The sequence below is a fragment of the Mesorhizobium sp. Arg314 genome (assembly GCF_053714275.1).
Genome location: NZ_JBSKBP010000003.1, coordinates 44,763 through 65,697 on the forward strand (window position 1 = coordinate 44,763; position 20,935 = coordinate 65,697).

Here is a 20,935-nt window from a genome sequence, read left to right on the forward strand (position 1 = left end):
GGTTGGCCGACATCCTGTTCTACCACCTGACCGAATCGACGCTCGAGGAGGCGCTGCCCGGCCTGCTCGAGCGCAGCGTCGAGCGCGGCTGGCGCGCGGTGGTGCAGACGGGCACCGAAGAGCGCCGCGACGCGCTCGACCAGCATCTGTGGACGTTCCGCGACGATTCTTTCCTGGCGCATGCCACCGACCGCGAGGCCTATCCGGCCGAGCAGCCGATCCTGCTCACCACCGGTGGGGGCAACCAGAACGCCGCGCAGATCCGCTTCCTGGTCGACGGCGCAACGCCGCCCGAGCTTTCCGGCTACGAGCGCGCCGTCTTCCTGTTCGACGGCCATGACGCAGCACAGCTCGAAGCCGCCCGCGGCCATTGGAAAACGATGAAGGAAGCCGGCCACGCCGTGACCTACTGGCAGCAGACACCTGACCGGCGCTGGGAGCGCAAGGCCTGAAGAGCGACCTCTCACGCTCGAAAGACATCATTACCATCACGCCCGATCCGGTCTATGAGTTAGTCAGACGCGGGTTCACGCGCCGGGGGAAGGATGCGGATCAGGATCGTCGGAACCGGCAGGGCGGTGCCGGCCCAATGCGTCGCCACGAATGCGCTGGAGGAAAGGCTGGGCCTCGGCAGGGGCGCGCTCGAAACCGCGACCGGCGTCGTCGAACGCTACGTTTGCAATGCCGAATCGCAGATCGACCTCGCCTGCGCCGCGGCGACACTTGCGCTGGCGGATGCCGGCCTCGAGCCGGGCGCCGTCGATCTGATCGTCGGCGGCTGCGGCGTGCCCTATCAGCCGTTGCCGGCAACGGCGCCATTGGTCATGCAGCGGCTTGGTATTGCCGACGGCTCGGCCGCCGCCTTCGACGTCAACAGCAGCTGTCTCGGCTTCCTCACCGCCTTCGAGACCGCTGGCCGGATGATCGAGGCCGGGCAATGCCAAACGGCGCTGGTCTTTTCGTCGGAAGTCGCCTCTCGCGCCTTGCCTTGGGAGGATGCGCCCGAGATTGCCGCGCTGTTCGGCGACGGCGCTGCGGCGGCGGTGCTGCGCCGGGCCGAGCCCGGCGAGGGCAGGGTGGCGGCGAGCCTGATGCGCACTTATCCTTCCGGCTGGGAAGCCTGCGGCATCGGTTCGGGCGGCACGCGCTTCGATTTCCGAAAGGAGCGGGAAGCGTTCGCTGCGCACAGCCTTTTCCACATGGACGGCAAGGAATTGTTCCGGCTCACCTCGCGCCACTTCAACGGCTTCGTCGACGCTCTGCTCGAGCGCGCCGGCTGGCGGCGGGAGGAGGTCGATCTCGTCATACCGCATCAGGCAAGCCCCTTAGCGCTGGCCCATATGGCACGCCAGACTGGCTTTCCGCCGGAAAAGCTGGTCGACATCTCTGCCCGCTTCGGCAACCAGATCGCGGCCTCCATTCCTTTCGCGCTGGATGTCGCACGCCGCGAGGGCCGTGTGGCGGCGGGCATGAAGCTGCTCTTCCTCGGGACCTCGGCCGGCGTCTCCTTCGGCGGCATGGCGCTGGAGGTCTGAGGGATGACCGTCCTCGTCACCGGCGCAAGCGGCTTCCTCGGCTCCCATGTGCTCGAGCGGCTGGCCGCATCCGGCACGCTGGCGCTTGGGCTTGGCCGCGATGAAGCCCGCTGCGCCGCGCTCGAAGCCATGGGCCATCGCATCATCCGCCATGATCTTGCGCAGCCGCTCGACAGCACGTTCGCCCCCAGGCTCAACAGGGTCGAACGGATCATCCATTGCGCCGCGCTTTCTTCGCCCTTTGGCCGGCTCGCGGATTTCGAGGCGGCCAATGTCACGGCGACGCAGAACCTCGTCGATTTCGCCAAGCGCCAGGGCGTCAGCCGCGTCGTCCATATCTCCAGCCCGTCCGTCTGCTTCGCCTTTCGCGATCAACTCGGTCTCACCGAGGACGCGGCTTTGCCGGAGCCCGTCAATCACTATGCCCGCACCAAGCGCGAAGCGGAGAAGATCGTGCTTGGCCAGCCCTTCATCCATCCGGTGGTGCTGCGGCCGCGCGGCATCTATGGCGCCGGCGATCGGGCGCTGCTGCCACGCCTTATCAAGGCGGCAAAAAGCCGGCCGCTGCCGCTGTTTCGCGATGGCCGCGCGGCAATCGACCTCACCCACGTCGACGATGTGGTCGACGCTGTGTTGGCGGCGCTTGCTGCACCCGGGGAGGCAGAGTGCCAGGTCTTCAACATTTCCGGCGGCGAGGTGCTGCCGGTCCGCCGCGTCGCCGACGAGGCCTGCATCCGCGCGGGCTTGCATACACGCTGGCGGCCGATGCCGCTCATGCCGGCGATGCTGGCGGCGGGCCTGATGGAAGCGGTGGCGCTCCGGCTGCCCGGGCCTCCGGAGCCGCCGGTGACGCGCTATGGGCTCGGCCTCTTTGCCTATGCGCAAAGCCTCGATCTTTCCAAGGCGAAGCGGATGCTCGGCTGGGCGCCGAAAATCTCGTTCGAACAAGGGCTTGATCGCACTTTTGTCGGCGGAGTGCCGGCATGAAGCTCGTCTTCGCCAACAGCGCCTGGGTGAGCGCCGCCGAGCGGCTGATCCTGCGCGGCGGCGGCTGGCAAAGTGTCAAGCTGCGCGTCCGCTACGGGCTGATCTTTCACCCGGCTGCCGGGCCGGCGCTCATCGACACCGGCTACACGCCGGAAGCGCTGAGCGGTGAGCGGCGCGGCCGGATGCTGCGGCTCTACGGCGCATTGCTCAAACCTCAGCTCAACGCTGCCGAACAGGTTCTGCCGGTGCTGCGGCGTTTCGGCCTGTCGCCCGATGACATCCGCACCGTCATCGTGACCCATTTCCACGCCGACCACATTTCGGGCCTGTCGCTGTTCCGCAACGCTCGCTTCATCGCCAGCGATGCCGCCTGGGCGCGGGTTAAGGCGCGTACGGTCGGACAGAATCTGCGCCATGGTATCTTTGCCGAGCTGTTTCCGACCGACTTCGAAGCCCGGCTCGATGGCCTCTCCGACAAGCGGTATGTTCAGGCGAGCGAAGGCGTGCCGGGCGGCGCCGATCTCTTCGGCGACGGCAGCGTCATCGCGGTCGATCTTCCCGGCCATGCCGATGGCCAGTTCGGCCTGCTGTTTGCCGGCCTCGACCGGCCGCTGCTTTACGCCGTCGATGTGCAATGGCTGCTCGCCGCTTTGATGGAAAATCACACGCCGGGCTTCCCGGCCACCCTGATCGCCGAGGATGCCACGGCGATCGAGCCGACCAGCGCCATGCTGCGGCGCTTCCTCGCGGCCGGCGGCCAGGTCATGCTCTGCCACGATCCCGCGCCGACGCCCCACGACCTCGCGCCGGAGGCCGCATGAACGGGCTGGCGGAAGCGGTCGGCTCCTTCGCCCTGACGCGCTGGGTCTCGCGCAAGAGCCGCCTCGACTTCGAACGCTGGCAGGCGGCGGCCCTGCGGCGCTTCCTCGACCGCGACCTGCCGCGCGCGCCCTTTTACGGCAAGGCGCCGGCGCGCCTCACCGACCTGCCGGTCACCGACAAGTCGATGCTGATGGCGCGCTTCCAGGATTTCAACATTCACGGCCTCCCCGCCGCGGAAGCCTGGGCGGCCCTGGCGCGGGGCGGCCGCGTCGGCGCGCTCACGGTCGGCGCCAGCACCGGCACCTCGGGCAATCGCGGCCTGTTCGTGATTTCCGAGGCCGAGAAATACCGCTGGCTGGGCGCAATCCTTGCCAAGGCGGCGCCCGATCTTCTGTGGCGCGGCATGCGCGTCGCCGTCATCCTGCCGCAGAACACCGGGCTTTACGACAGCGCCCGCAAATCGCGCCTGGTCAAGCTCGCCTTCTTCGATGTGACCATGGGGCCGGAAAGCTGGCGCGGCGCGCTCGAAGCCTTCGACCCGACGGTCATCATTGCGCCGCCAAAGATGCTCCGCCATTTCGCGACCGAAAGCTTTCGGCTCCGGCCGAAGCGGGTCTTCTCCGCCGCCGAGATGCTCGACCCGGTCGATCGTCCGGTCGTCGAGGATTTCTTCCGGCTGCCGCTCGACCAGATCTACATGGCGACCGAAGGCCTGTTCGCGGTGACCTGCCGGCAGGGCGGACTGCATCTTGCCGAAGACTCCGTCTTCTTCGAATTCGAGCCGGCGGGCGAGGAGCTGGTGACGCCGCTGGTGACGGCTTTTCGCCGCCGGACGCAGATCATGGCGCGCTACCGGATGAACGACCTGTTGCGCTTGTCCGGACAGCCTTGCGCCTGCGGCTCGCCTCTGCGCTGCGTCGACGAAGTTGTCGGCCGCATGGACGATGTCTTTCGGCTCACCTCCAGGAACGGCCCGATCCTCGTCACGCCGGATGTGCTGCGCAACGCCGTGCTCAAGGCCGATCGCCGCATCGACGATTTTCGCCTCATCCAGACCGGGCCGGACAGGATCGAGCTCAGACTTCCGCCGGCGCTCGCGGACGATGCGGCGGCTGCCGCTCATCAGGCAGTGCTAACGTTGCTGGAAGCGCGAAGGGCGGTCGCCGCCGTGACGCTCGTCCGCGCGCCGCTGCCGCTGGAAACAGGCCGCAAACTGCGCCGCGTCGAATGCCGCCTGGAGCAGGCGCGATGAGCGGCGCGGCGATGATGGAAAGGCCTGAGCAGCAGGCAGACCGGGTCGAGAACAAGCCGGCAAAGGTCGAGGCTTTTGTAGGCCTTTTCAACGAGATGCCGGTGCACGATCTCGTCGCCAACCTGAAGACGAAAGTCGAGACATTCGAAGTCGCCGGCCGCATTTTTCCGCTGACGCTGAACGACGCGGATGAAGCGCCCAACTGCTATATCTGCTGCCCGACCAGCGCCTATATCGACTATGCGATGGACGAGACGCGCAACTTCGCCACCCACCCGCTGCTGCGGCGCGCGCTCAACGCCCTGATAAGCGCCTGCGCGCCGCTGGTCAGGGCAAGCGGCCTCGATCACCAGGCGCAGCTCAACAACTGGCTCTATTCGACCAATCCGGTGCCGCTGCTCGATCGGCCGACGGCCGCGTCGCTGCGCGCGGCCTTGACCGCGCGCTTCCCCGATCGCGCCATCGTCATCCGCTCGTTGAACGATATCGCCGATCCGGCGACCATTGCCGCCTTGAAGGCCGAGGGGTTTCGCATGCTGGCGGCACGCCAGATCTACATCTTCGCCGACCGCAGCGCCGCACCCGCGATGACGCGTGGGATGAAGCGCGATCGCGCCCGCTTGCGCGCAACGCCTTTCGAGCGGGTCGGCAATGGCGATTTCACCGAGGCCGATTATGCCCGCACCGAGATGCTCTACAACATGCTCTATCTCGACAAATACACGCCGCTCAACCCGCACTATACGGCTCGCTACATCGCCGAGATGCACCGGCGCGGCATCATCAGCCTGGCAGGACTGCGCAGGCCGGGTGGCGAGCTGGTCGCCGTCACCGGCCTGTTCGAAAACGGCGGCACGCTGACCCAGCCGATCGTCGGCTACGACACAAGCCTGCCTGTCGGGGAGGGGCTCTATCGCATGGCGATGGCGATGGCGCAGGACCACGCCACGGCGCGCGGCCTGTTCTTCAACATGAGCGCGGGCGCCGCCGATTTCAAACGCCGGCGCGGCGCGGTCGCCGCGATCGAATACATCGCCGTCTATGCCGGGCATCTGGCGCGCCGTCGGCGGATAGTGATCCGCGTCATGGAGACCGTGCTGGCGCTGGTCGGCATTCCCCTGCTCAGGAGGTTCGAACTGTGAGCGAGCGCCGCGGGCAAGACCACTGGCAGGCGGTGGCGCTGTCCGCCGATATCGGCAAGCGGCCGAAGCGCATCCTGTACGACGGCGAGCCCGTGGTGCTGTTCCATTCGGCGCAAGGCATCGCCGCGTTGTTCGACCGCTGTCCGCATCGGTTGGTCGAGCTGTCGACCGGCAAGATCGTCGGCGGCGAGATCGAATGCCCGTACCATGGCTGGCGCTATGACGGCGAAGGCCGCTGCACCGCGATCCCCGGTCATGTCGGCGCCATGCCGCATTACCGGGTCCGCCGCTTCGCCGCGATCGAGCGCGACGGCGTCGTCTTCATTTCTTCCGGCGTGCCGCGGGGCGAGCCTTACCTGCACTGTATGCAGGGCAAGGACGTCATCGTGCGGCGGGTGCGCTCATCGACGCAGTCGACGGTCATCGATGCCGCCGAGAACATCCTCGACGCCACCCATACCCATTTCACCCATAAGGGCCTGCTGCGCGGCCTGACGGCGAAGCGCCATCTGGTGCGGGTCGAGGTGACCGGCGGCGAGGGGTGGGTCGAGGCGAGCTACACAGGCGAGGATCGCCAGCAGGGCCTGATCAGCAGGCTGCTGGAAGGCGAGCGCGCGAGGACCATCGGCCGCTTCCGCCATCCCGGCATCGCCGAGCTCGAATATTGGGGCAAGGACGGGCTGGTGCTTGCCACCACCTTTCATCTGCGCCAGGCCGACGAGCGCACCGTCGAGGGTGTCGGCTGGCTGATCGGCCGGCGCCAGGGCCTGCTCGGCGAGCTCAAGGCGCTGGCCTTCAAGCCGCTCTTCACCATCGCGCTGCACCAGGACCGCCGGGTGCTGAAATCGGCAAGCGACAACGCTCGGCTGCCGCCGCAAGCCCTGCCGGTCATAGGCCCGCTGGATTTCCTGCGCCGCGATATCGCCGCGATCATGGACGGGAAGGTGCCGGCGGCGGCCGGTGAGCCGCGGGTGCATGAGATTGAGCTGTGAATTATAGTTCACATACCTTGATTTGAACGCTTCCGTGAATTATAATTCACACATGATCGAGGTCCGGCAGACTGACGAATTCGGGAAATGGCTGCGCGACCTCAAGGACATCCGAGCTGCCAGGAAGATCGCTCAGAGGCTCATCCGTGTTGGGGCCGGTCTGCTGGGAGACGCCAAATTCTTCGAAGGCATAGGCGAGCTTCGGATCGATTATGGGCCGGGTTACCGCGTCTATTTCGTCCGGCGCGGCAACACGGTCATCGTCCTGCTCTGCGGAGGTGACAAATCCTCCCAGGACAGAGACATCAAAAAAGCCAAGCTGATGGCAAACGAGGTTTAATATGGCTCTCAGAACCACACCGTTCGATGCCGCTGAATATTTCGACGACGCGGAGTCTCAGGCCGAGCTCCTTGCCGACGCGTTCGAGACCGGTGACGCGACCTATATCGCACACGCACTTGGCGTCATCGCGCGCGCTCGCGGCATGACGGCCGTAGCTAAGGGCGCCGGTGTTACCCGGGAGGCGCTTTACAAGGCATTGAGTGAAAAGGGCGATCCGCGCCTCAGCACCCTGCTGGGTGTCACCAAGGCCCTGGGCCTGCAGCTCGACGTAAAGCCTATCGACCCTGGTTCGCTCGGAGCGTGAAGCACCTCAACCAGGCCCGTTCCACTCGATATCGCGCGTCGAAGCCGCCTGCAGGCTGATCCGCTCGTGCAACGCCATTCGCGCGATCTCCGCCAGCGCCGGCCATTGCGCCCTTACAGGCGCGGGATCGCCCGGCCAGTCGAGCAATTCCTGGCCCTCGCGCATCGCCTGGCGAAACCGGGCGAGCCCGCCCGAACGCAACGCCGCTGGCAATCCATAAATCCACATCGCAAGCCGCACCATTTGCGGCGCGGTGACGTCGGGCGCGACTTCCGGACCGTCGCCGAGCACGGCATCCGCGAAGCGCGCCGGATCGCGGAAGAAATGCAGGCCGCTCACGGCGCGCGGATTGCATTCGAGCGGCAGCACGCGGCCGCTCGGCTCACGCATCAGGTCGAAGGAGATCTGCCCGGTCCATGAGGTGCCGGCGACGATATGCTCGACCAGCTCACGCGCAACACTGTCCTCGACCCGCTGGAAGAAAATGCCGGCGCCCTTGCCGGCGCGGTAAAGCGAGCGATAGAGCGCGAGTGCCTTGAGCCGACCCTGGCGTGCCACCGCATAGGCGCTGATCTCCTCGCCCTCGACAAAACGCTGCGCCACCCAAGGCATGGCGGGCGAGGGCGCGATTGCATCGAGCGCTTGCGGCGGCGGGCGCAGCAGCACATGGCTGGCAAAGCGCGACCAGACCGGCTTGAACACGAGTGCGCGCGAGCGGTCGCCCACGGCTTCGACATCACCGCGCGAGCTGAGCAGCGTCGTTTCCGGCACCTTCAGCCCGAGCCGTTCGGCGAGCCGGATGAAACTGTGCTTGTTGTGAACCTGCGCCAACAACTCAATATCGGGTGCAAACAAAAGCGCAGGCATGGTCCTGCCGCGCCAGACGAGCGCAAGGTGAAAGACTTCCTCGCAGGTCGGGATGACGAGGCCGACGCCTTCAGCCCGGGTCAGCGCCGCCACGGCGTCGGCATAGGCTTGCGGCGCGAAACGGGGCGGTGGCAGTCGATAATAGTGCGCCGAGGCCTTGCTCCCTGCCGCGATCGGCCGCGCCGGCGTGTCGGCCAGGATCACCCTGTGCCCAGCGCCATGGAGAAGGCGCGCCAGATGCAGCGCCACAGGGGCGCGTGCCCCGGTAATCAGGATGGATCCGTCAGCCCCCGGCATCGCTCATTCGCGGTCGTTCCCGTCGCGAAAAACCGTTGCGCGAAATCGGCGTCGTTGGCAACGCGGGCTGTTATCGATGCCCTGCGCTATTTTGGGGCCGGCCGGATCATTTCCGGCGCGGCTTTGCCTTCTCGGTCGCCGGCTTGCTCGGCCAGTGCCAGCCGTCGCCCTCGCCATGCGCGGGCTGCGGCCGCGCCACATAGGCGAGCGCGCCGTTGGCCTCGAGATAGACGCGCGACAGCATTTCGGCGAGCACGCCCGACGTTATCGCCTGCAGCCCGGCAATCACCAGGAAGAAGCCGGTGATGAGCATCGGCCTGGTGCCGATGTCCTGTCCCAGGAACACTTTCACCGCAAGCAGATAGGCCAGGATCAGCGAGCCGAGCACGCCGAGCACGATGCCGATGCCGCCGAAGAAATGGCCGGGCCGTGTGCGGTAGCGCAAGAAGAAGAACATGAAGACGAGGTCCAGCACCACGCGGAAGGTGCGCGAGATGCCATACTTCGACTGGCCGTGGATGCGGGCGTGGTGCGTCACCACTTCCTGGGCGATGCGGCGCGGCGTCGTCACTGTCGCGAGCCAGGCCGGGATAAAGCGGTGCATCTCGCCATAGAGCCGGACGCTGCGGATGACGCTGCCGCGGAATACCTTCAGGCTGCAGCCATAGTCCTTGAGCTGCACGCCGGTGACGCGCGCGATCAGCTTGTTGGCGATGCGCGAGGGCAGGCGGCGCATCCAGAACCCTTCCTTGCGGTTCTTGCGCCAGCCGGCGACGAGGTCGAGATCCTCGGTCAGCAAGCGATAGACCATGCGCGGAATGTCGAACGGATCGTTCTGCAGGTCGCCGTCGAGCGTCGCGATGACGTCGCCGCGCGCGGCGTCCAGGCCGGCCTGCATGGCGGCGGTCTGCTTGTAGTTGCGCACCAGCTCCACGCCATGCACATGTGGCCCGTATCGGGCCGCAAGCCGGCGGATCTCGGCGGGCGTGGCGTCCGTGCTGCCGTCGTCGACCAGCACCACTTCCCAGGGCTGGCTGTAATTTTCCATCGCCTGATGGATGCGGACAAGCAGCGGCTCGACATTGTCGGCCTCGTTGTACATCGGGATGACGATGGAGAGCTTGTGCTCGGGCATGACGGCGCCCTCGGGCAATCCGGAAGCCGGAATGGGAAGCACGTTCATGGCGGTCATTTCCTTGCCGGTCCCGCCGCCGGGGTTTCCGGCAGCGTCGATTTCGAGGGGAACAGCCAGGCGATCGCACCGGTTGCGACCGCCGAGCAGAGGATGAAGAGATGCAGCGCCAGCGCCGCCTGCAGGCCGTCCTTCAAAGCGATGCCGGAATAGAGCAGTGCTGCGGCGGCACCCGCCTCATAGGTGCCGAAGCCGGCGACGCCCTGCACCGGCAGGATGGCGGCGGCTTCCGCGCCGACCGCGCCGGGAAAGGCGGTCCGGAACGAGGTGCCGAGCAGCATGGCGAGCAGCCAGCCCTGCACGCCGAGCTTCAGCGCCCAATTGGCGATCGTCCACCACCAGCCATAGCGCGAGCGCCCCGTCGCTTCGGTGAAGATGTCGCGCAATTTGCCGAATTTCGAGACGATCCTGCCGCGCCCTGTCCAGTCATGCGGCGCGCGCGCCCAGCGCGGCAGGTACCACGCGGCGGCGATCAGCGCCGCGATGCCAGCGGCCCTGAGCGCCGGATGCAGGCCCGGCCAGACGAGGCAGGCCAGCACGCCGACGACGAAAGCGTCCTGCAGCCTGAACCACAGGAGCGAAGCGCTGGCGCGCACGATCGATACGCCGAATACCTGGCGCAAAAGGATCGGGAAGGCCGTCTCGCCGCCACGGAACGGCACGATGTTGATCATGGCATTGTGGATCAGGATGACGCGAAGCGTGGCGCCGAAGCGGCCATTCACATCGTCGCGGAATTCATCGCAGACACGCAGCGCCCGCAGCACATAGGTGACGAACAGCGCCGCCGCCACAGCCGCGAACGCGCCGGGCGTGATGCTGGCAAAGGCATCGCCGACCATCTTCCAGCGCGAGTCGCTGGCAAGCCATGCCAGCAGCGCCAAAGTGACGATTATCGATATCGCTCGCTTCAATCAGGTCTCCAATGGGCCGCCCAGTCGGGGCGGAAGCGCAATCCGAGGCCCACGTGGGGGCAACTCTCGAATGTCGGCCCGGCCGGCGCCGGTCCGATATCGGATCCGCGCCGGCTTTTTCAAGGCGCTGTTCCTATAGAGCAGCGGCCGCGGCGAATCCATAAGCTTGGTTGGAGCCTCGATCGGCACGGTCAAAAGCGGGCGGACGTCGCGCCCGCCCGCTTTGCCGTGATTGGCCTTACTCCCCGCCCATTTCTTTCTTGAACTGGTCGAAATCGACCTGCATGCCGTTGAAGACTGTGCTCCAGTGGCGCGTCAGCGCCGCCATGGCGACGGCCTCCTGGATCTCCTCGTCGGTGGCGCCGGCGCGCTTGGCATCCTGGGTGTCGGACCAGATGCAGTAGTTGCACGGGATCTGCGCCGCGACCGCCAGCGAGATCAGCGACTTGACCTTCGGCGGCAACGCCGTCTTGTCGCTGATCTCGATGGCCTTGACCTCGGCCCACGCGCCGGGCAGACCGGCTTTCGGGAACTGTTTCACGAAGCTTGGCACGCCGCCCATCGTCGACTGGATGTCCTTGAGGGCGGCGTCATAGTCATCGGCCCGGGTGGGCGCGGAAGCCAGCACGGCGGCAAACACGCCAGCAGCAGCGATGAGCGAGGCGGAACGAAGGCATGAATGCACGGTTGAGACGATGCGAATGACTGACATGATGTTCTCCTCTGGTTTTTGTTAGCCTTACGATGTAAGGTATGTGGAAAATGAACCTTACAGTGTAAGTTGTCAAGCGCGGCCATGGATGCATCGAGCAAAAAAAAGCGGATCCGCGGGAAACTCTCCCGCGAGATGATCGAGGACGCCGCCTTCGAGGTGATCGAGCGCGAAGGGCTTTCCGGCTTTTCGATGCGCAAGCTCGCCGCCAGGCTCGGCTGCGAGGCGATGAGCATCTACCACCACTTTCCCTCGCAGGCGCATCTCTATGAGGCATTGGTCGACCGGCAGATGAATGGGCTGGTTATCCCTGACGACAGCTTGCCCTGGCGCGACAGGGTCCGCGCCGGCATGCAGGAGTTCCGCCGCGTCGCCACCGAGCACCCGGCCTTCGCGCCGTTCATCGTCGTCTACCGCATGAACTCGCCGCCCTGCCTGGCCAAGCTGAACGCCATCATCGGCCTGTTCGAGGATGGCGGTTTCGGGCCTGAGCTCAGCGCCCGCCTGTTCCGCGCCGCGGGCTACTATCTGATGGGCGCGATCCTCGACGAGACGGCCGGCTACGCCAAGGGGCCTTCGGCGGTCACCACCGTCAGCAGTGAGGAACTGGCGCGCGACTATCCGGGCGTCATGAAGGCTGGCGCCTATTTCGGCACCGGTGACTTCGACATGACTTTCGAGCTTGGCCTGGAAATGTTCCTGGACGAGATGGAGCGGGTTCGCGAAGCTGCCCGAAACGAAACCGCCAAAAAATAGTGGCACTCTCGCCCCGAAAACCAAGGCCCTGAATGCGCTTCCTGTGTGTCCTTCTCCTCATCGCCGGCGCCGCCATCGGCATCTTCTATCCCTGGGCGATGAGCAATTTTTCCGGCCATGCCATCGGCACCTATCGCGTCTATGAGGGCGGCCGCTTCCGGCCGGTCATCGCGCAGCTCGCCGCGGGCGATGCGCCGGTCAGAGTGCTGGTCGACCTTACCGCGCGGGCCGAACGCGTCGCCGGGCAGCAGCGCACGGTGCTGACGCTGACCGCCGCCGCGGGCGGCCGCACGGCGCTTGCTTCGACGCTCTCCTTCAACCACACCGACAATCCGCGCCAGGTCAGCCCGCAACTGCCCGACAAGATCTTTCGCGACGAGGCCGGCGTCATCGAGGCGGTCACGCCCGGTCCTTACGTCTTCACCGTCGGCCCCGGAGATGCCGACGGCATCGACATGCGCACGGTCGATCTCATCCTGCGCGCCGGCACCGCCTCGGTCGACGAACGCGCGCAGCCGGCCGGCTATGGGCTGTTGGGGATCGGCCTCGCCGGACTGGTGCTGTCGCTGGTCGTCGGCCGGCGCGGCGGCGGCCATCCGCAGAATCCCAATTCGCAGCCGCCACCGCCGCGCTGGGGCCGCAACGGTTCGCCGCGAGCATGATGCCGAAAAGTGTGAAACGGTTTTCGGTCGACACCATGCTCTTTAGAGTGAGGCGCGCATGAACTATCGCCACGCCTACCACGCCGGCAATTTCGCCGATGTCGTCAAGCATGCCGTGCTCGCGCGCCTCGTCGAGTATCTCAAGCAGAAGGACAGGGCCTTCCGCGTCGTCGACACCCATGCCGGCATCGGCCGCTATGACCTTGCTTCGCTCGAGGCCGGCAAGACCGGCGAGTGGCAGGGCGGCATCGGCCGGCTGATCGAGGCCACGCTCGAGCCACGGGCGGCGGCACTGCTTCAGCCCTATCTGGAAGCGGTGCGCGCGCAAAATCCCGGCGGTGGCCTGAAGCATTATCCGGGCTCGCCGCTGATCGTTCGCCATCTCCTGCGCGGCCAGGACCGGCTGACGGCGATCGAGCTGCATCCCCAGGATGCCACGCGGCTGAAATCGGTTTTCGCCGGCGATTTCCAGACGAGGGTGATCGAGCTCGACGGCTGGCTGGCGCCCGGCGCGCAATTGCCGCCGAAGGAAAAGCGCGGCCTTGTCCTCATCGATCCGCCTTTCGAGGAAGAGGGCGAGTTCTCCCGCCTCGTCGAGGCCCTGCAGAAGGCGCACCGGCGTTGGCCGGGCGGCATCTACGCGCTCTGGTACCCGATCAAGGACCGCAAGGCGGTCACCGCTTTCCGTGCGGCGCTGAAGGAAACCGGCATTTCGAAACTGCTCGACATTGCTTTTGAGATACGGCCTGCCTCGGACGAACCAAGCCTCGACGGCAGTGGGCTGGTGGTGGTCAATCCGCCCTACACGCTGGAAGGCGAATTGCGGCTGATGCTGCCGGCGCTGCACAAGGTGCTCGCCGTCCGGCAGCCGTCGCGCTGGATGCTCGATTGGCTGGCTGGCGAGTAGGGCGCTCTAAGCCAGTACCGAGGGCGTCACCCCGGTCAGCCGCCGGCTCTCGCGGATCAGATGTGCCTGGTCGGCATAGCCGGCTTCGATCGCCAGCAGCGCGGTCGAAGCTTCGCCCTGCCGCCGCTGCAGGCGGCGGAACCGGTGGAAGCGCAGGATGCGGTCGAGCGTCTTCGGGCCATAGCCGAACGTGTCATCGAAGCGCCGGCGCAGCGTCCGCTCGCTCATATGCAGGTGACGCTGCAGGAACGGAACCAGCGGCGTTTGCGGCGGCAATCCCTCGTGGATGACGTCGAAGGCCCGGCCCATCTGCGGGTCGAGCGCATCGCGCCCCTGCGTGTGCATGCCGACGGTCTCCTCCAGTTGCCGCACCAGCTCGACAAGGTCCGGCGCCGCCTTGACGCGCTCGGTCAGCGCGCGGGCGCGGGTGCCCCACACTTCGCCGAGGTCCAGCCGCCCGCCGACGATTTCGCCGGCCGGCACGCCGAGCCAGCCGGCGGCCGCGCCTGGCCGGAAGCGGAAGCCGATGATCACCGCGCCTGCCGGCGGCGTCTCGATCTGCGGCTCCTTGTCCGGCCCTGCCACGCGGAAGCGGCCGTCGATCCACTGCAGGTCGATCGTGGCGTCCGGCGTGATGACGATGGGTGCAACAGCGTGCTCGTCCATGCGGTGGACCCAGACCGCGGAGAAGGCATCGGCCAGGCCCGGAAGGGCGGGCCGCTCCCGAAACAAGCCGGTTGTCTGTGCCAGGACCGGTTCCATCTCTTCTCCGATATGATCGGTGCGACGGCCGTTTTGGCCGAAATCTTCAAGGCCGGCCACGTCGTCCATGGCAAAACGGACGGAGCTTGACGGGCGCTTCGCGCACTCGCATCGGACCGCATCCGTTTGCGACTGTGGTCACAAATATAGAAAGGAGTGAGAGAAATGAAAGCTCGCATCACCGTACTGACGCTCGGCGTCGATGATCTGGAAGCGTCCCTCAAATTCTATCGCGACGGCCTCGGCCTGCCGACCGAAGGCATCGTCGGCCGTGAATTCGAGCATGGCGCCGTCGTCTTCTTCGACCTCGCCGGCGGCCTGAAATTCGCCATCTACGAGCGCGCCAACATCGCCTGGGATGCCGGCGTTCCTCAAACCGGCCGCAGCCCGACCGAGTTGACCATAGGCCACAATGTCGGCAGCGAGGCCGAGGTCGACGCGGTGATGGCGCAGGCCGTCAAGGCCGGCGCGCGCGTGGTCAAGCCGGCGCAAAAGACCTTCTGGGGCGGCTATGCCGGCTACTTCCAGGATCCCGACGATCATCTGTGGGAGGTCGTCTACAACCCGGCCTTCGTCCCCGAGGACTGAACGCAGCGAAGTAAGTCCCGAGGAGGCCGCCATGCCTGTTCAAATGATCCAAGCGCTTGGCGCTCTCCTCATCGGCGGCGTGTTCGTCTTCGCAGGCATCGAGCATTTCCTGAAATTCGGGACGATGCGCGACTATCTGGCCGCCGGGAAATTTCCGGCTCCGGCCTTGATGCTGGCCGCCGGCTCGACGGTCGAGATCATTGCGGGTTTCCTGCTTGCTGTTGGCATAGCCCGGCCCTTCACCGCTGGCGCGCTGATCATCTTCACGCTGGCGACGAACCTCATGCTGCTGCGTTTCTGGGCCAGCGAGGAGCCCGAGCGCCAGGTGCTGCGCAATGCGTTCCTGATCAACATTGCCGTTATCGGCGGGCTGCTGATTGCCGGCACTGTCTGATTAGCCGATGAAATCCGGAACGAAGTTTTGCGGAAACCATTGTTTTCGCAACCGCTTGACCGCCGCCAAGCGAATCCCCACAGTGCGTGCAATCGACCTTGAGAGGCTGTCATGACCCGCTTCGCCCATTCCGCTCTTGCCGCGCTGATTTCACTGAGCACCCCGTTGGCCGCCCCGCTTGGCTTCAGCCAGGCTGCGCATGCCGCCGACCTGTCGACGTACTCCCAGGACGATGGCAGCGTCTGCGGCGAAAGCTGGGTGCTTAGCAAGATCACCGACCGCTTCTCCTACCAGGTGCATCACGTGCCGCATCTCCCGGACGTCGCGATCACCGATTTCCGCAACATTCGCCAGCATCGCTATGAGCCGGCAAGCGACGAATGGCCGATCGGCCGCCACTATTGCCGCGCGACAGTCAACCTATCGGACGGCCGCGACCGCTCGATCTTCTACCTGATCGAGGAAGGGCAGGGTTTTGCCTCGATCGGCGACAATGTCGAGTTCTGCGTCTCCGGCTTCGACCGCTGGATGGTCTATAACGGCCGCTGCCGCGTGCTTAGGTAAGGCGGAGAGGCGCTATCGCCGAAGCTGCCAATCTCCCCCCTTGCGGGGGAGATGCCCGGCAGGGCAGAGGGGGGTGCTGTCCCTCCAGCCATTGTCAGCCTTGGCTTTTTACCAGCGACGATGACGCCCTTTGAGCGGCGATCTCAAAGCTCGGCGATCCTTCACACCCCTCTCTGTCCTGCCGGACATCTCCCCCGCAAGGGGGGAGATCAGATAATTGTGCTGGTCTCGACCGTTTCACCACCGGCCCGCGCGAGCAGCAGCGCGCGTTCCCGTTCATTGCCGGTGAGCGCGGCGGCGCGGCGGAATTCGGCGCGGGCTTCCTCCATCCGGCCGAGCTTCGCCAACAGGTCGCCGCGCACGATGGGCAACAGATGCGTATCCTTCAGCTGCTCCCGCAGCGCGTCGGCGATGGCGAGGCCTTGCGCCGGTCCGAACGCCATGCCGGCAGCGACCGCCCGGTTGACCTCGACGATGGGCGAGGGTGCCACCAGCGCAAGCGCCTGGTAATAGGCGGCGATGGCGATCCAGTCAGTGTCGGCCGCGCTCACTGCGCGGGCATGGCAGGCGGCGATCATCGCCTGCAGCTGATAGGGACCGGGTGTCGGCGTGAGCGCCATCGCGCGCTTCAGCCCGTCGAGGCCGCGCTGGATCAGTGACCAGTCCCAGCGGCCGCGGTCCTGGTCTGGCAACAGGATCGGATTGCCCGCTCCGTCGGTGCGGGCGCCAAAGCGCGAGGCGCTGAGCTCCATAAGAGCCACAAGGCTGAGCGCCTCGGGCTCCTCGGGCACCAGCGCCGCCAGCAGGCGGCCGAGGCGCATCGCTTCGCCACTCAAGTCCGCGCGCAGCCAGTCCGGCCCGGCCGAGGCGACATAGCCTTCGTTGAAGATCAGGTAGATTACTTCCAGCACGGCGCCCAAGCGCTCGCGCCGCTCTTGCCCGCGCGGCGTCTCGAAGGCGATGCCGGCATCGCGCAGTGTCCGTTTGGCGCGCACGATCCGCTGGGCGACGGTGGCCTCGGGCACCAGGAAGGCGCGCGCGATCTCCGGCGTCGACAGCCCGCCGAGCATTCGCAGCGCAAGCGCCGTGCGCTGCTCGGCCGGCAGCACCGGATGGCAAGAGGTGAAGATCAGCCGCAGCAGATCGTCGTCGATATCCTCGTCGAGCGCCGCCACGATGTCGGGCATCGCCCGCTCCAGCTCGGCGAGATCGACGGCGAGCTGCCGATGCTTGCCGTCGATGAGCACGGTGCGGCGCAACCGGTCGACCGCCCGGTTGGTGGCGACCCTGGTCAACCAGGCGGCCGGGTTGTGCGGAATGCCATCCTGGGGCCAGCGCTCCAGCGCCAGCACGAAGGCATCCTGCACCACCTCCTCGGCTAGCCCGACATCGCGCAGGGTGCGGGCGAGCCTGGCGGCGAGCTTCGGCTGCTCGATCCGCCAGACCGCCTCGATCGCTGCAGCCGTGGTCAATCCTTGAGCTCGTCGAAGCCGTCGACAACCTTCTGGACGTCCTCGGGGAAATCGTTCATCTCGAAAACGCGCCGGACCTCGATAACGTCGTTCTCGCCGGCGGGGCAGCGGCGCGCCCATTCGATGGCCTCCTCGGGCGAGCGCACGTCGATCACCCAATAGCCGCCGAGCACTTCCTTGACCTCGGCGAACGGGCCGTCGGTGACGGCCGGCTTGCCGCCCTTGAAGGAAACCCGCGCGCCCGAGGACGGCGGATGCAGCCCGTCGAGCGCAAGCAGAACGCCGGCCCGCTTCAGCTCTTCATTGTATTTCATCATCGTCGCCACGGCTTCGGCTTCGGGCCTGGCGTCGGGAGCCGCGGTCGCGTAGCCGCCGGGGATCATCAGCATCATGAAACGCATCTTGGTATTCCTTCGGTTCGGTTGGTTGCGATCATAAGACGAATGGGGATCGGCGGAATCGACAAGCGACGCGAAAATTGGTTGCGATGCCGGTGACCGGTCGAGAAGGCGTGGCGGCGCGCGGGCCGGCGCCAGCCTCCTCTGCCTCAGGCTGCCTTGCTGCTTGATAGATAGGCCGAGATCAGCTCGACGAGCTGCTTCTGCAATTCCGGGGCGTCGAGCATATCGCGGCGCGCTGCGTTGTGGATCACGCCCTCGATCGCCGAGGAGAGCACGCGCGCCATCGTCTCGGTATCCTTGCGGCGCTTGCGGTACTGCGCGACGGCCGCCGCATAATGTTCGAGATAGCGCGCCTGGAACGAAGCATGCGCGGCGCGCGAGCCGCGGTCGCCGGGCGCCTCGTCGAGCAGCACCTGGTGCAGCGTCGGATGAACGCTGTGCGCGCCGATCATGCCGCGCACCAGCTCGCGCGCGAACTGCCTGAGCGGCTTCTCGTCGGCCGCCGCTTCGCTGATCACCGACAGCACATGGTCGAAGTGACGGCGCCGGATTGCCTCGACCAGAGCGAGCTTGTCGGGGAAGTATTGATAGAGCGAGCCGATGCTGACGCCCGCGGCCTCGGCCACCTTGTTGGTGGAGAAGCCGGCCCAGCCGAGCTCGCTCAGAACGTGAGCACCGGCTTCGATGATCGCCTCGACGGTAGCGATCGAACGCGCCTGGCGCGGCTGCTTGCGCATGCGCGCGGCCGGCTTTGCAATGCGAGTAGACATCCTGGCCCGTCTCCCGAGAATATAAACAGGATACTCACATTCATTTCATCAACGCAAATGGAGCCGGAAGATGAGTGCCAAGACCCTGCTGAAGAGCTTGTTTGTCTATCAGGCCTGGGCGAACGATGAGCTTGTCGAAAAGCTTGCCGGAATGGATCCGTCTCCCGACGCCGGGGACCGCCACGCCGCGATCCGTCTGATGAACCACCTCCACGTCGTGTCGCGGATTTTCGCCGCGCATCTCAAGGGCGTTGCCCATGGCTATGCGAGCGACAACACCGAGGAAACTCCGGAGCCCGCCGGGTTGCGCACCGCGTTGGCGGAGGCCGACGGCTGGTATCTCGATTATCTCGAAACCGTTTCGGAGCAAGAGCTTGCCGACCCGGTCGCCTTCACCTTCACCGACGGCGACAAGGGCTGCATGACGAGGCAGGAGATGCTGACCCATGTCGTCCTGCACGGCAGCTACCATCGCGGCGAGATCGGCCGCATGCTGACGCGGATCGCGGTCTCGCCGCCTTGGGACACCTACGCCGTTTATCTGCATCGGGCCGAGCCGATGCGTCGCCTGCAGGGCGAATGCGAACCCGCGGAGGCTTGAGGGCGGTATCTGAATATGAGCTAAAAGCTCACTTACCAGCGCGCAAGCTTTGATCGCGGCGCGCCGCCGATTCATCTGTAGATGTTTGTGCTGGACAAGATGAGACAGGCGCTCGGCGGGTTCTTCTTTATTGTGAGCACTATGCTCACATTCATATGCAAGATTATGCTAGGGATGGGTGGATGATCGGGTCATAGAAGCCGCGCGGAAACCTGCATGGCGTGCCGTCACTTCGAAAGTGAAAGATTCGCTCACAATTTTACGATGAGATGCATCTTCTCGCGTTTCGCGTAACCAAAATTCAATAACTGAAAATCATTGTGTTGCTTCGCTGGCTAGACAGTCGCGAGTCAGATATGCATAGGCACGCCGGGTCACTCACGACCATCGGCAAAACGCAAGGGGCATCGCATGGCAAAGACGACAACCAAGGCGCCGGCGGCGAAAGCGCCGGCAAAGAAGCCGGCAGCTAAGGCTGCCGCGAAACCTGCAGCAGTGAAGAAGGCAGCGGCGCCGAAGGCAGCCGCCAAGGCTCCGGCCAAGGCAGCAGCGAAGCCGGCGGCGAAGGCTGCGGCCAAGCCGGCCGCAAAGGCCGCGGCGAAGCCTGCCGCTAAGGCAGCGGCAAAGCCCGTGGCCAAGGCAGCGGCCAAGCCTGCCGCCAAGAAGCCGGCAGCGAAGGCCGCGGCCAAGCCCGCCGCCAAGGCTCCGATGAAGGCAGCCGCCGCCAAGGCACCGGCAGCCGTCAAGAAAGCTGCTCCGGCAAAGAAGCCGGCCGGCAAGAAGTAATCGCGTAGCTTCGCTTGGCTGGCCCAACAGGTGAGGGCGGGTGCCACCCAGGCACCCCTCTCGCCAATTCGGTGTGACAGCGAGCGAAGACGGAGCGGACGCTCCTCCTAAAGCTCTCGGAAATTTTGCTGCCAGGCAAAACTTCCGGGAGCTTTTTTGTTGCGGCAGCCGCGCCGGCAAAGTGCATTGGCCAATCGGGATTGGCTTTGCTGGGCCGTTGCTCCGGAGACCCGTTCGGTCGACAGTGCGGCAAACAACTGGGAAACCGATCATGCCGAAACTGCTCTACGCCTCCACGTCCCCCTACAGTTCGAAGGTCCGCATGGCGGCCATCCACGCCGGCATCGCCGTCGACCTCGTGCCGGTCAAGACGGAGGACAAGCCCGCCGAATTGATCTCGGCCAATCCGCTCGGCAAGATCCCGGTGCTGGTGCTGGAGGACGGCCGCGCGATCCATGACAGCCGCGCCATCACCCAGCATCTCAACCGGCTGTCGAAAAACGCGCTGTTCCCGCGCAATCCCGACAAGCGGCTCGAGGCGGAAGTTCTCGAGGCTCTGGCCGACGGCATTTGCGACTGCGCGCTGTCGATGGTCTATGAGCGGCGTACGCGGCCCGAGACTTTTGTCTATCAGCCCTGGCTCGATCGCCAGTGGGTAAAGATCACCGCCGCGCTCGACCTGCTCAACGCGAACCCGCCGAAGCTGCCGAAGAAGATCACCGCCGGCCAGCTGGCGCTGCGCGCCACCCTCGGCTACCTCGCGCTGCGCTTTTCTGGCCAGTGGGAGAAGGGCCGCGGCCGGCTCGTGCGCTGGGCCGCGCGGTTTGATGAGAAGTTTCCGGAACTCAAAGGCAGCGTGCCTGGGTGAGGCGCGCTCCCTTCTCCCCTTGTGGGAGAAGGTGGATCGGCGCGA

At 65.9% G+C, this 20,935-nt stretch carries 26 protein-coding genes; 18 read left to right on the forward strand and 8 right to left on the reverse strand.

The annotated features are described in order from the left end of the window. Positions 1 to 2: 2 nt before the first annotated feature. The 9 genes from ACWGS9_RS04045 to ACWGS9_RS04085 all read left to right on the forward strand — a co-directional run bounded on the left by ACWGS9_RS04045 (position 3) and on the right by ACWGS9_RS04085 (position 7,377). Positions 3 to 452, forward strand: coding sequence for a DNA polymerase III subunit chi (locus ACWGS9_RS04045; RefSeq protein ID WP_320213812.1), 450 nt, complete (start codon positions 3 to 5; stop codon positions 450 to 452). Positions 453 to 545: 93 nt separating this feature from the next. Next, on the forward strand, positions 546 to 1,535 hold the full coding sequence (locus ACWGS9_RS04050; RefSeq protein ID WP_454504013.1) for a 3-oxoacyl-ACP synthase III family protein: 990 nt from the start codon (positions 546 to 548) through the stop codon (positions 1,533 to 1,535). Between the two features lie 3 nt (positions 1,536 to 1,538). Further along, complete coding sequence (locus tag ACWGS9_RS04055) at positions 1,539 to 2,522, forward strand: NAD-dependent epimerase/dehydratase family protein (RefSeq protein ID WP_454504014.1); 984 nt, start codon at positions 1,539 to 1,541, stop codon at positions 2,520 to 2,522. Beyond that, a complete protein-coding gene (locus ACWGS9_RS04060) occupies positions 2,519 to 3,343 on the forward strand; it encodes an MBL fold metallo-hydrolase (protein ID WP_454504015.1) in 825 nt (274 codons plus the stop codon). Before ACWGS9_RS04055 ends, ACWGS9_RS04060 begins: the two co-directional genes overlap by 4 nt. Further along, positions 3,340 to 4,596 (forward strand): F390 synthetase-related protein, encoded by a 1,257-nt coding sequence (locus ACWGS9_RS04065; protein WP_454504016.1) that lies wholly within the window; start codon positions 3,340 to 3,342, stop codon positions 4,594 to 4,596. Before ACWGS9_RS04060 ends, ACWGS9_RS04065 begins: the two co-directional genes overlap by 4 nt. Further along, complete coding sequence (locus ACWGS9_RS04070; RefSeq protein WP_454504017.1) at positions 4,593 to 5,738, forward strand: GNAT family N-acetyltransferase; 1,146 nt, start codon at positions 4,593 to 4,595, stop codon at positions 5,736 to 5,738. Before ACWGS9_RS04065 ends, ACWGS9_RS04070 begins: the two co-directional genes overlap by 4 nt. After that, positions 5,735 to 6,730 (forward strand): Rieske 2Fe-2S domain-containing protein, encoded by a 996-nt coding sequence (locus tag ACWGS9_RS04075; protein WP_454504018.1) that lies wholly within the window; start codon positions 5,735 to 5,737, stop codon positions 6,728 to 6,730. Before ACWGS9_RS04070 ends, ACWGS9_RS04075 begins: the two co-directional genes overlap by 4 nt. A 52-nt stretch (positions 6,731 to 6,782) precedes the next feature. Next, entirely contained in the window at positions 6,783 to 7,070 is a 288-nt protein-coding gene (locus tag ACWGS9_RS04080; protein WP_454504019.1) for a type II toxin-antitoxin system RelE/ParE family toxin, read from the forward strand. 1 nt (position 7,071) lies between these two features. After that, a complete protein-coding gene (locus tag ACWGS9_RS04085; RefSeq protein WP_454504020.1) occupies positions 7,072 to 7,377 on the forward strand; it encodes an addiction module antidote protein in 306 nt (101 codons plus the stop codon). A gap of 6 nt (positions 7,378 to 7,383) precedes the next feature. Here the strand turns inward: ACWGS9_RS04085 and ACWGS9_RS04090 are convergent, their stop codons facing one another. From ACWGS9_RS04090 to ACWGS9_RS04105, 4 genes are all read right to left on the reverse strand, one after another. Beyond that, positions 7,384 to 8,541, reverse strand: coding sequence for an ATP-grasp domain-containing protein (locus ACWGS9_RS04090; protein WP_454504021.1), 1,158 nt, complete (start codon positions 8,539 to 8,541; stop codon positions 7,384 to 7,386). 106 nt (positions 8,542 to 8,647) lie between these two features. After that, on the reverse strand, positions 8,648 to 9,724 hold the full coding sequence (locus ACWGS9_RS04095; RefSeq protein ID WP_454504022.1) for a glycosyltransferase family 2 protein: 1,077 nt from the start codon (positions 9,722 to 9,724) through the stop codon (positions 8,648 to 8,650). 5 nt (positions 9,725 to 9,729) lie between these two features. After that, positions 9,730 to 10,647, reverse strand: a complete 918-nt coding sequence (locus ACWGS9_RS04100) for a lysylphosphatidylglycerol synthase domain-containing protein (protein ID WP_454504023.1) — start codon at positions 10,645 to 10,647, stop codon at positions 9,730 to 9,732. Between the two features lie 238 nt (positions 10,648 to 10,885). Next, positions 10,886 to 11,359, reverse strand: a complete 474-nt coding sequence (locus tag ACWGS9_RS04105; RefSeq protein WP_454504024.1) for a carboxymuconolactone decarboxylase family protein — start codon at positions 11,357 to 11,359, stop codon at positions 10,886 to 10,888. 135 nt (positions 11,360 to 11,494) lie between these two features. Here ACWGS9_RS04105 and ACWGS9_RS04110 point away from each other — a divergent pair, with 135 nt between their 5' ends. From ACWGS9_RS04110 to ACWGS9_RS04120, 3 genes are read left to right on the forward strand one after another with little or no spacing between them, the layout of a single operon-like run. Next, positions 11,495 to 12,115, forward strand: coding sequence for a TetR/AcrR family transcriptional regulator (locus ACWGS9_RS04110; RefSeq protein WP_454504025.1), 621 nt, complete (start codon positions 11,495 to 11,497; stop codon positions 12,113 to 12,115). A 32-nt stretch (positions 12,116 to 12,147) separates the two neighbouring features. Then, entirely contained in the window at positions 12,148 to 12,777 is a 630-nt protein-coding gene (locus tag ACWGS9_RS04115; protein WP_454504026.1) for a hypothetical protein, read from the forward strand. Between the two features lie 58 nt (positions 12,778 to 12,835). Next, a complete protein-coding gene (locus ACWGS9_RS04120) occupies positions 12,836 to 13,684 on the forward strand; it encodes a 23S rRNA (adenine(2030)-N(6))-methyltransferase RlmJ (RefSeq protein ID WP_454504027.1) in 849 nt (282 codons plus the stop codon). Positions 13,685 to 13,690: 6 nt separating this feature from the next. Here ACWGS9_RS04120 and ACWGS9_RS04125 read toward each other — a convergent pair whose 3' ends face one another. Beyond that, entirely contained in the window at positions 13,691 to 14,446 is a 756-nt protein-coding gene (locus tag ACWGS9_RS04125; protein WP_454504028.1) for a helix-turn-helix domain-containing protein, read from the reverse strand. A 165-nt stretch (positions 14,447 to 14,611) separates the two neighbouring features. Between ACWGS9_RS04125 and ACWGS9_RS04130 the strand changes: the two genes are divergently transcribed. The 3 genes from ACWGS9_RS04130 to ACWGS9_RS04140 all read left to right on the forward strand — a co-directional run bounded on the left by ACWGS9_RS04130 (position 14,612) and on the right by ACWGS9_RS04140 (position 15,992). Then, positions 14,612 to 15,034, forward strand: coding sequence for a VOC family protein (locus ACWGS9_RS04130; RefSeq protein WP_454504029.1), 423 nt, complete (start codon positions 14,612 to 14,614; stop codon positions 15,032 to 15,034). A 31-nt stretch (positions 15,035 to 15,065) separates the two neighbouring features. Beyond that, positions 15,066 to 15,428, forward strand: a complete 363-nt coding sequence (locus tag ACWGS9_RS04135) for a DoxX family protein (RefSeq protein ID WP_454504030.1) — start codon at positions 15,066 to 15,068, stop codon at positions 15,426 to 15,428. A gap of 111 nt (positions 15,429 to 15,539) precedes the next feature. After that, positions 15,540 to 15,992, forward strand: a complete 453-nt coding sequence (locus ACWGS9_RS04140) for a hypothetical protein (protein ID WP_320213830.1) — start codon at positions 15,540 to 15,542, stop codon at positions 15,990 to 15,992. A 209-nt stretch (positions 15,993 to 16,201) separates the two neighbouring features. Here the strand turns inward: ACWGS9_RS04140 and ACWGS9_RS04145 are convergent, their stop codons facing one another. From ACWGS9_RS04145 to ACWGS9_RS04155, 3 genes are all read right to left on the reverse strand, one after another. Next, the gene (locus ACWGS9_RS04145; protein WP_454504031.1) at positions 16,202 to 17,464 is read right to left on the reverse strand and encodes an RNA polymerase sigma factor; all 1,263 of its coding nucleotides are present in this window, start codon (positions 17,462 to 17,464) and stop codon (positions 16,202 to 16,204) included. Beyond that, on the reverse strand, positions 17,461 to 17,865 hold the full coding sequence (locus ACWGS9_RS04150) for a YciI family protein (RefSeq protein WP_454504032.1): 405 nt from the start codon (positions 17,863 to 17,865) through the stop codon (positions 17,461 to 17,463). The genes ACWGS9_RS04145 and ACWGS9_RS04150 overlap by 4 nt, the downstream gene beginning before the upstream one ends. Before the next feature lie 146 nt (positions 17,866 to 18,011). Next, entirely contained in the window at positions 18,012 to 18,602 is a 591-nt protein-coding gene (locus tag ACWGS9_RS04155) for a TetR/AcrR family transcriptional regulator (RefSeq protein ID WP_454504288.1), read from the reverse strand. 103 nt (positions 18,603 to 18,705) lie between these two features. On the opposite strand from ACWGS9_RS04155, the gene ACWGS9_RS04160 reads away from it, so the two are divergent. The 3 genes from ACWGS9_RS04160 to ACWGS9_RS04170 all read left to right on the forward strand — a co-directional run bounded on the left by ACWGS9_RS04160 (position 18,706) and on the right by ACWGS9_RS04170 (position 20,890). Continuing rightward, on the forward strand, positions 18,706 to 19,236 hold the full coding sequence (locus ACWGS9_RS04160) for a DinB family protein (protein WP_454504033.1): 531 nt from the start codon (positions 18,706 to 18,708) through the stop codon (positions 19,234 to 19,236). Positions 19,237 to 19,647: 411 nt separating this feature from the next. After that, positions 19,648 to 20,022: a hypothetical protein gene (locus tag ACWGS9_RS04165; protein WP_454504034.1), complete on the forward strand. Its 375-nt coding sequence runs from the start codon at positions 19,648 to 19,650 to the stop codon at positions 20,020 to 20,022. 271 nt (positions 20,023 to 20,293) lie between these two features. After that, positions 20,294 to 20,890 carry a glutathione S-transferase gene (locus tag ACWGS9_RS04170; RefSeq protein WP_454504035.1) on the forward strand — a complete coding sequence of 199 codons (597 nt, stop codon included), beginning with the start codon at positions 20,294 to 20,296 and terminating at the stop codon, positions 20,888 to 20,890. Positions 20,891 to 20,935 lie beyond the last annotated feature (45 nt).